Origin of the sequence: Streptomyces sp. SID3212 (assembly GCF_009865405.1) — a bacterium.
Lineage (GTDB): Bacteria > Actinomycetota > Actinomycetes > Streptomycetales > Streptomycetaceae > Streptomyces.
On record NZ_WWJY01000685.1, the window covers coordinates 1 to 9,088 of the forward strand.

Below are 9,088 nucleotides of genomic sequence, written 5' to 3' on the forward strand. Positions count from 1 at the left end.
AGCGCCGATGGTACTGCAGGGGGGACCCTGTGGGAGAGTAGGACGCCGCCGAACAATCTTTCAAGGACCCTTGGTCCAGCGTTCATGCTGGACCAAGGGTCCTTTTTGTTTTTCCCGTTTTTCTTCCGTACTTCTTTCCCGACGCGCGTCCGAAGGTCGGCCACGCGAGAATTACTGCGGTACCCGCAGACAGGAGCCACCGATGTCCCCCAATTCCTCCGACGACCGACCTGAGCGCGAGCCACGTCGCAGCAGGGACAGCGGTGGCGACCGGGGAGGGTTCCGTGGCGGCCGTCCCGCAGGTGCGGGCGCGTCCGGCGGTGCCGGTGGTGGTCGCTCCGGTACGGGTGGCAGGCCCAGCACGGGTGGTCGGCCCAGCACGGGCGGCCGTCCGAGCACCGGTGGTCGGCCCAACACCGGTGGTGGGGCCCCTCGCCGTGACGACCGTGGTGGCCGGCCCACCGGTGGTGGCAGCGGCAATGGTGGTTACCAGCGTCGTGACGACCGGCCTTCGGGTCCCCGTCGTGACGACCGTGGCGAAGGCAGGCCCTCGTTCCGTGGCGACCGGCGTGACGACCGCCCGAGCGGTCCGCGCCGTGACGACCGACCGGCCGGCGGCGGTCCGCGCCGTGATGACGACCGTGGTGGCCGTCCCAGCGGTTCCGGTGGCTTCGGCGGCGGCCGGCCCGGCACGGGCGGTGGCCCCGCCCGTCGTGACGACCGTGGCGGGCGGCCCACCGGTGGTGGCAGCGGCAGTGGTGGCTACCAGCGTCGCGACGACCGGCCGAGTGGCAGCGGTCCCCGGCGCGACGATCGTTCGAGCAGCGCTCCTCGCCGTGACAACAACGACCGTCCTCCCTTCAAGCGGGACGACAACCGGGGCGGTGGCGGCGGCTTCCAGCGTCGCGACGACCGGCCCGGCACACCCCGTCGTGACGACGACCGGCCCGCGTTCCGGCGCGACGACCGTCGTGACGAGCGCCCCAGCACTCCCCGCCGTGACGACGACCGGTCCGGCTTCCGGCGTGACGACCGGCCCAGCAGCGGTCCCCGTCGTGACGACAGCCGTGGCAGCCGTCCCACCGGTGGTGGCGCCGGCGGCGGTTACCAGCGTCGCGACGACCGGCCGGGCGGCAGTGGCCCCCGGCGGGACAACGACCGTGGCAACGACCGTGGTGGCCGTCCCACGTCCGGCGGCGGTGGGTACGCCCGCCGTGACGACCGGGGCGGGCGCCCCGGCGGCGGCTACGGCAGCCGGGACGGCGAGCGCGGGACCGGCTACGCGCGGCGTGACGAGCGCGAGCGCGACCGAGAGCCCATCAAGCGGCTGCCGATCCCCGACGAGATCACCGGTTACGAGGTCGACAAGAGCGTGCGGCAGGAGCTGATGAGCCTGCCCAAGACGCTCGCCGACGACGTCGCCAGGAACCTCGTCATGGTCGCCCAGCTGATCGACGACGACCCCGAGCAGGCGTACGCGTACTCCCGTATCGCCCTGCGGCTCGCCTCCCGGGTCGCGGCCGTCCGCGAGGCGGCCGGCTTTGCCGCGTACGCCACCCAGAAGTACGCGGAGGCGCTGGCCGAGTTCCGGGCCGCGAAGCGGATGACCGGGAACGTCGACCTGTGGCCCGTGATGGCGGACTGCGAGCGCGGCCTCGGCCGTCCGGAGCGCGCGATGGCGATGGCCGGTGAGCCCGAGGTGGCCAAGCTCGACAAGGCCGGTCAGGTCGAGATGCGGATGGTCGCGGCCGGAGCGCGGCGGGACATGGGGCAGATCGAGGCCGCCATCGTCACGTTGCAGGGCCCCGAGCTGGCGTCCCACTCCGTACAGCCGTGGACCGCCCGTCTTCGTTATGCCTACGCCGACGCCCTGCTGTCGGCCGGGCGTGAGGACGAGGCGCGCGAATGGTTCGGCAAGACCGTCGAGGCGGACAAGGACGCCTCGACGGACGCCTCGGACCGTCTCGCGGAGCTGGACGGGGTCGAGTTCGTGGACGCCCTGGTCGATGACGATGACGATGACGAGGATGACGACGAGGTCGACAACGACGTTGCTGACGTCGACGTCGAGGTCGCGGCCGATCTGGATGACGACGAGGACGAAGACGACGAGGACGAAGACGACGACAACACCAAGCACTGAGCTGTGAGGCGAGTGGGCGGCACCCCCGACCGGGGTGCCGCCCACTCGCCTTTTTCCGTTTCAGCCCAGCGTCAGGCTCCGCAGGACCAGCCCGGTCGCCGGCTTGGGGCCGAACGACGTCGACTTGCGCGGCATCGTGACCCCCTGCCGCGCCAGGTCCCGTACGACCTCCTCGCGTACCGGATGCATCAGCACCGCCGTCCCTCCGACCCGTTCGGCCTGGGTGACGGCCGCCTCCGTGTCGTGCAGATAGGCGATGTACTCGGGCGCGTCCGGGATCCGCCAGAGGTGGTCGAGCAGCGTGGCGTGCAGGACCGTCGCGTCCAGTTCCCGCCAGGCGGCGGGCGGTTCCGCCGGTACCGTACGGGCCAGCAGGCCTTCGTCCGGGCGGTCCACCAGGTGGAAGCGGCCGTCCCCGGCCAGCAGGAACGCGTTGCTCTCCGACGCGGCCTCCGCCAGTGCGGCCAGAGCCTCCGGCAGCGGGACGTCGAGCGTACGGACCCGGAACGCGTCCCCGATCGCGTCGACGGCCCGCGCGACCGGGAGCCGGTGCAGCAGCCGGTGGATGGCGCGGACCTGGAGGGGGTAGCGGGCCGTGTCGATCAGCAGGACAAGTCCGAAGTCCCAGGGGCTGCCCGCCGGATGCTCGGTGCGCAGCCGCAGGTACGTCGCCCAGCGGTGGTGCCCGTCGGCGATGAGCGCCTGGTGGCGCGCGAGGTCGGTCCGGATCTCGGCGAGGTCGGCGGGGTCCGTGACCGACCACAGGCGGTGGGCGAAGCCGTCCTCGGTGGTGGTGGCGAGGAGCGGCGGCCGGCTGAGGGTGCGTCCGACGACCGCGCTCGTACCCGTCGTGTCCGTTTCCGCGCCAGGGGTGGCGTCTTCCGATCGGTACGTCAGCAGCAGCGGTTCGAGGTTCGCCGCCGTCGTCCGCATCAGGGCCGCCCGGTCCTCCACCACGTCCGGCATCACGTCCTCGTGCGGCAGCACGATCCCGTCGGCCGGTACGGACAGCTCCAGCGCCCCGATGACCCCGCGTTGCAGCAGATCGCCCTTGCGCTGCTCGTAGACGTACAGGGCGGGTTCGGGATCGGCGGCGAGGATGCCCTCCGCCAGCCACGCCGCGAGTGTCTGCGCCGCCTGCCGGTGCCTCTCCCCGGCGGTGGCGGCCTGCGGGAGGATCAGCCGGACGATGTTGTACGGGTCCGCCGACTCCAGGTGGTGGAGTCCGTCGGGCCTGATGACCACGTCGTACGGCGGTGAGGTCACGGCGGACAGGCTGCCCACCCGCTCGGGGACGTAGCGCAGTCCGCGGATCGGGAGCAGGCGCAGACCTCTGTTCTCGTCCGGCGGACCTGTGGTGTTCATCCGTGCATCGTATGTGGGGTACGGGATGAGCGATGATCGGGGGAGATGTCCCGAGCGAGGAGCGGAAGACTCGATGAGCGAGCAGCAGAGCACGACCAGGCCCCGCGGCAGTACGACACCGCTGAACGAGGCGTACGACACGGCTCTGCTCGATCTCGACGGGGTGGTGTACACGGGCGGTGAGGCCATCGCGCACGCGGTGGACGCGCTGGGTACGGCCCGGGACGCGGGGATGCGTCTGGCGTACGTCACCAACAACGCCCTGCGGCCCCCGGACGCCGTCGCCGCGCACCTGACGGAGTTGGGGGTGTCGGCCGATCCCGCCGATGTGATCACCTCGGCGCAGGCGGTGGCCCGGCTGATCGCCGAACAGGTGCCCGACGGCTCCAAGGTGTTGGTCATCGGGGGTGAGGGGCTGCGGGTCGCGCTGCGTGAACGCGGCCTCGAACCGGTCGAGTCGGCCGACGACGGACCGGTCGCGGTGGCGCAGGGGTACGGCGGGCCCGACCTGGCCTGGGGGCGGTTCGCGGAGGCCGGTTACGCCATCGCGCGGGGCGTGCCGTGGTTCGCCTCCAACACGGATCTGACGATTCCGAGCGCGCGGGGGATCGCGCCGGGCAACGGCGCGGCCGTGGAGGTCGTGCGGATCGCGACGGGTGCGGAGCCGCAGGTGGCGGGGAAGCCGCTGCCTCCGATGCACCGCGAGACGATCCTCCGTACGGGAGCGGAGCGGCCGTTGGTCGTCGGGGACCGGCTGGACACCGACATCGAGGGCGCGTTCAACGGCGGGGTCGACTCGCTGCTGGTCCTGACCGGGGTGACGGACGCGGCGCGGCTCCTCGCGGCGGAGCCCGCGCACCGGCCGACGTATGTGGACGCGGATCTGCGGGGGTTGCTGACCGGGCAGCCCGAAGTCACCGAGGTGGCGGGCGGGTTCGGCTGCGGGGGGTGGACGGCGTCCGTGCGGGGCGGTGAGCTGGCGCTCGCGGGGGACGGCGGGGCGATGGACGGGCTGCGGGCGCTGTGCGCGGCGGCGTGGACCCACGCGGGCGACGGGGCCGCCGACCTGGACGCGGGCAAGGCGCTGGCCAAGCTCGACCTGTAGGGCTCGGGGGTGGTGGTACGAGGGGGTGGTGCGGCGTGGGTGGTACGGGCCCGGCAGTGCGGGCCCGTACCGCCGGGCGTGCCTGTCTCAGGCGTCCTCGTCCGCCTGGAGCAGCTGGTCCTCCGAGGTCCCGCGCCGCCAGTAGCCGGTGAACTTCACGGCCCCGCGGTCGAATCCGCGTTCCGCGACGAGGTGGCGCCGTACCGCCTTCACCGTGGCCGACTCGCCGGCGACCCACGCGTACGGCGTGCCCGGCGGCAGGGTGGCGGCGCGGATCGCGTCGGCGGTGCTGGGGGAGTCGCCGTGCGCGTCCCGTACCAGCCAGGTGATCTCGGCGTCGGCCTTGGTGGGGAGGTCCTGGCGGTCGTCCCGGTCGTGGAGGTCGATCCAGACGCGGGCCGGGATGCCGGGGGCCAGGGATTCGAGGATGCCGGCGAGGGCGGGGAGCGCCGAGGCGTCGCCGGTGAGCAGGATCCAGTCGGCGCTCTCGGGCGGGCGGAAGTCGTAGCCGAGGTTGTCCTCCTCCACGGGGGCGAGGAGACCGAGCCGGGCGCCGGGGGCCGCCGTACCGGCCCAGCGTGCGGCGGGTCCGGCGGCCGGGTCGTCCGCGCCGCCGTGCAGTGCGAAGTCGACGACGACCTCGGACGGTTCGCGGCGCAGTTCGCGGACGGTGTACGTCCGCATGATGCCGCGTACGCCGGGGTCGAGCGCGCGCCAGTTCTCGTACCAGTCGTCGGAGTCCGTCTCCATGGGCGGCATGACGGGCCTGTCCTGGCCGGGGTGCGGCAGGAAGAGCTTGACGCGCTGGTCGCGGCCCGCCGTGGCCATGGCGGCGAGGCCGGCGCCGCCGAGGACGACGCGGAGCATGCCGGGGGTGATCCGCTCGGTGCGGACCACCTGGACGTCGAAGTACCGGTACGGGACGTGGGAGACGGTGCTCATACGATGCCCTTCCTCGATGCTTGCGAGGCAAGGCTAACCTAACCGGAAAGGGGTCGGCAGTCCCCGGGACGGAGTCGGGCGCCCTCGCCCGGCCGGGCCGCCGGCCTCCCGGCGGTCAGAGCAGCGCGCGCAGGCGCAGCAGGTCCCGGAAGCCCGCTTCCAGCCTGACCCGTCCCGAGGCCCAGGCGCGCGCGAAGTGCAGGTCGCCGTCGACCAGCGCCACCAGGTCGTCGCCCGTCATCGCCAGGCGGATCTGCGCCTTGTCGGGCGGTGGCCCCGGCACGCTGTCCCTCACCTCGATCCGGCCGCCCACCAGCTCGCCCCGGAACGTGAGGTCCAGATCGGTGATGTGGCAGCTCAGGGAACGGTCGAAGCCGGCCGCGGTACGGATGTCCCCGTCCGCGCCCGCCAGATTGTCCGAGAGCTTCTCGAGTGCGCTGCGGCACTCCTCCTTCGTCGCCATCGTGAGCGACGGTACCGCAGGGCTTCGGGGTAGCGTCGGGGCATGAACGACTCCGTGGCGGACCCGCACGACTCCCCGGCGCCCCCGGCCGGTCCCGACCCTGGCGCGACGAGCTCCCCGACGCCCGCGTCACCGCCCGTCCCACCGCCGGCCTTCGAGCCGGCCGCCCCCCGGCCGCTCGGTGTGGAACGGGTGCCGACCGGCGACCCCGCCGCGGACGAGCTGCTCACGCGGCTGGCCGACGCCGACCACCTCCCCGCCGACGGGCACCAGGAGGTGTACGAGGATGTGCACCGGGGGCTGCGCGACGCGCTGACCGCGCTCGACGCACGCCCGGCCCCGCAGGGACCCCCGGCGCCCCCGGCGACCCCTCACGCGTACGACCACAGGAGCTGAACCGAACGTGGCAGGACTGGCACGCCGCCGTCTCGATGCCGAACTGGTACGCCGTAAACTCGCCCGCTCCCGCGAGCACGCGAGCCAGCTGATCGCCGCGGGCCGGGTGAAGGTCGGCGGTGCCGTCGCGACCAAACCCGCCACCCAGGTGGAGACCAGCGCCGCCGTGGTCGTCACCGAGGACGACGGCGACCCCGACTACGTGTCGCGCGGCGGGCACAAACTCGCGGGCGCGCTCGCCGCGTTCACCCCCCTCGGCCTCACCGTGGAGGGCCGCAGGGCCTTGGACGCCGGCGCCTCCACGGGCGGCTTCACGGACGTCCTGCTGCGGGCCGGGGCCGGCCACGTGGTCGCGGTCGACGTCGGATACGGACAACTCGCCTGGTCCCTCAGGGGCGATGAACGGGTCACCGTCAAGGACCGTACGAACGTGCGGGAGTTGACGCTCGACCAGATCGGAGGGGAGCCCGTGGACGTGATCGTGGGTGACCTCTCGTTCATCCCGCTCGGCCTGGTGCTGCCCGCGATGGTGCGCTGCGCCGCCCCTGACGCGGACCTCGTCCTGATGGTCAAACCGCAGTTCGAGATCGGCAAGGAGCGGCTGGGCAACGGAGGTGTCGTCCGCAGCCCCGAGCTGCGCGCGGAGACCGTACGGGCCGTGGCCCGGCGGGCCGCCGCGCTGGGCCTCGGGGTGCGGGGTGTCACCGCCAGTCCGCTGCCCGGGCCCTCCGGGAACGTCGAGTACTTTCTGTGGCTCCACGCCGGAGCGCCCGAACTCGATCCGGCGGACGTCGACCGTGCAGTGGCGGAGGGACCCCGTTGACCACGAACACCACGTTGACCGCGAACACCACGAACACCGACGCGACCGCGAACACCATCGCGACCACGAACACCACGTCGACCGCGAACACCGTCGACACCGTGAGCATCACCGACGCACCACGTACCGTCTTCCTCCTCGCGCACACCGGAAGACCCGCGGCCATCCGCAGCGCGGAGCTGGTCGTCAGCGGGCTGCTGCGCAACGGCATCGGGGTACGGGTGCTGGCCGGCGAGGCGGTCGACCTGCCGCTGCCGTCGTCCGTGGAGACCGTTCCCGAGGCCACCCCGGGAGTCCTCGAAGGCTGTGAGCTGCTGATCGTGCTCGGCGGCGACGGCACCCTCCTGCGCGGCGCCGCGTTCGCCCGCGCCTCCGGTGTGCCGATGCTCGGCGTCAACCTCGGCCGGGTCGGGTTCCTCGCCGAGGCGGAGCGCGACGATCTCGACAAGGTGGTGGCCCGGGTCGTCAGCCGCGACTACGAGGTCGAGGAGCGGATGACGATAGACGTCGTCGTCCACAGCAACGGCGACGTCGTCCACCGGGACTGGGCGCTCAACGAGGCCGCCGTCCAGAAGGTGTCGCCCGAACGGATGCTGGAGGTGGTCCTGGAGATCGACGGCCGCCCGGTCACCGGCTTCGGCTGCGACGGCATCATCTGCGCCACCCCCACCGGCTCCACCGCGTACGCGTTCTCGGCCGGCGGGCCCGTGGTGTGGCCCGAGGTGGAGGCGCTGCTGATGGTGCCGATCAGCGCCCACGCGCTGTTCGCGAAGCCGCTGGTCACCTCGCCGACGACGGTCCTGGCGGTGGAGGTGCAGCCGAACACCCCCAACGGGGTCCTGTGGTGCGACGGGCGCAGGACCGTCGAGCTGCCGCCGGGCGCGCGGGTGGAGGTGCGGCGCGGGGCCGTGCCCGTACGGCTGGCCCGGCTCCACCACGCGTCCTTCACGGACCGGCTGGTGGCCAAGTTCGCGCTGCCCGTCTCCGGCTGGCGCGGCGCGCCGCACTGAGCCGTACCGGCGGGCATGCGCAGGTCAGGGCGGGTGCCTGAGGCACGGAGAGGGCCGCAGGGCCGGTCGTACGGAAGGCCGGACACCGTACGTCCGTGCGAATGGGGGGTGGGGTCCGTCGCACGGCGGCCCCCGGACCTCGTATGGTCATGACCGTGTTGGAGGAGATGCGGATACGGTCGCTCGGGGTCATCGACGACGCGGTCGTCGAGCTGTCGCCCGGCTTCACGGCGGTGACCGGTGAGACCGGCGCGGGCAAGACCATGGTCGTCACCAGCCTCGGGCTGCTGCTCGGCGGACGGGCCGACGCCGCCCTGGTGCGGATCGGCGCGAAGGCGGCGGTCGTCGAGGGGCGGATCACCCTGTCACCGGGCGATCCGGCGGCGGTACGGGCCGAGGAGGCCGGTGCCGAGCTGGACGACGGCGCGCTGCTCATCAGCAGGACCGTCTCGGCCGAGGGGCGCTCGCGCGCCCACATCGGCGGGCGTTCCGTGCCGGTGGGGGTGCTGGCCGAACTGGCGGACGACCTCGTCGCCGTACACGGCCAGACCGACCAGCAGGGGCTGCTGCGGCCCGCGCGGCAGCGGCAGGCCCTCGACCGGTACGCGGGCGGGACGGTCACGGACCCGCACGCCAAGTACGCGGCGGCCTACCGCAGGCTGCGCGCGGTCGCCGGCGAGGTGGACGAACTGACCACCCGCGCCAGGGAACGGGCGCAGGAGGCCGACCTGCTGCGCTTCGGCCTGGCGGAGATCGCCGGGGTCGAACCGCTGCCGGGCGAGGACGTCGAACTCGCCGCCGAGGCCGAGCGGCTGGGCCACGCGGAGGCGCTGGCCTCCGC

General features: G+C 73.2%; 9 protein-coding genes. 6 read left to right on the plus strand and 3 right to left on the minus strand.

Annotated features, from left to right (window positions below):
* Positions 1-1,387 precede the first annotated feature (1,387 nt).
* The gene (locus GT042_RS38270) at positions 1,388-2,143 is read left to right on the plus strand and encodes a tetratricopeptide repeat protein (RefSeq protein WP_237531008.1); all 756 of its coding nucleotides are present in this window, start codon (positions 1,388-1,390) and stop codon (positions 2,141-2,143) included.
* A 60-nt stretch (positions 2,144-2,203) separates the two neighbouring features.
* On the opposite strand, the gene GT042_RS20750 is transcribed toward GT042_RS38270, so the two are convergent.
* Positions 2,204-3,508 carry a DUF1015 domain-containing protein gene (locus GT042_RS20750; RefSeq protein ID WP_161310228.1) on the minus strand — a complete coding sequence of 435 codons (1,305 nt, stop codon included), beginning with the start codon at positions 3,506-3,508 and terminating at the stop codon, positions 2,204-2,206.
* A 73-nt stretch (positions 3,509-3,581) separates the two neighbouring features.
* Here GT042_RS20750 and GT042_RS20755 point away from each other — a divergent pair, with 73 nt between their 5' ends.
* Complete coding sequence (locus tag GT042_RS20755; RefSeq protein WP_161310229.1) at positions 3,582-4,613, plus strand: HAD-IIA family hydrolase; 1,032 nt, start codon at positions 3,582-3,584, stop codon at positions 4,611-4,613.
* A gap of 87 nt (positions 4,614-4,700) precedes the next feature.
* Here the strand turns inward: GT042_RS20755 and GT042_RS20760 are convergent, their stop codons facing one another.
* A complete protein-coding gene (locus GT042_RS20760; RefSeq protein ID WP_161310230.1) occupies positions 4,701-5,555 on the minus strand; it encodes a siderophore-interacting protein in 855 nt (284 codons plus the stop codon).
* Between the two features lie 115 nt (positions 5,556-5,670).
* A complete protein-coding gene (locus GT042_RS20765; RefSeq protein ID WP_161310231.1) occupies positions 5,671-6,018 on the minus strand; it encodes a sterol-binding protein in 348 nt (115 codons plus the stop codon).
* Between the two features lie 42 nt (positions 6,019-6,060).
* Between GT042_RS20765 and GT042_RS20770 the strand changes: the two genes are divergently transcribed.
* The 4 genes from GT042_RS20770 to GT042_RS20785 form a co-directional block, all read left to right on the plus strand.
* A complete protein-coding gene (locus GT042_RS20770; RefSeq protein WP_161310232.1) occupies positions 6,061-6,414 on the plus strand; it encodes a hypothetical protein in 354 nt (117 codons plus the stop codon).
* A gap of 7 nt (positions 6,415-6,421) precedes the next feature.
* Positions 6,422-7,237, plus strand: a complete 816-nt coding sequence (locus tag GT042_RS20775) for a TlyA family RNA methyltransferase (RefSeq protein WP_161310233.1) — start codon at positions 6,422-6,424, stop codon at positions 7,235-7,237.
* Between the two features lie 107 nt (positions 7,238-7,344).
* Entirely contained in the window at positions 7,345-8,247 is a 903-nt protein-coding gene (locus GT042_RS20780; protein ID WP_345943852.1) for an NAD kinase, read from the plus strand.
* A gap of 149 nt (positions 8,248-8,396) precedes the next feature.
* Positions 8,397-9,088 (plus strand): AAA family ATPase (locus GT042_RS20785; protein ID WP_202533315.1); only part of this gene is annotated, 692 nt, incomplete at its 3' end.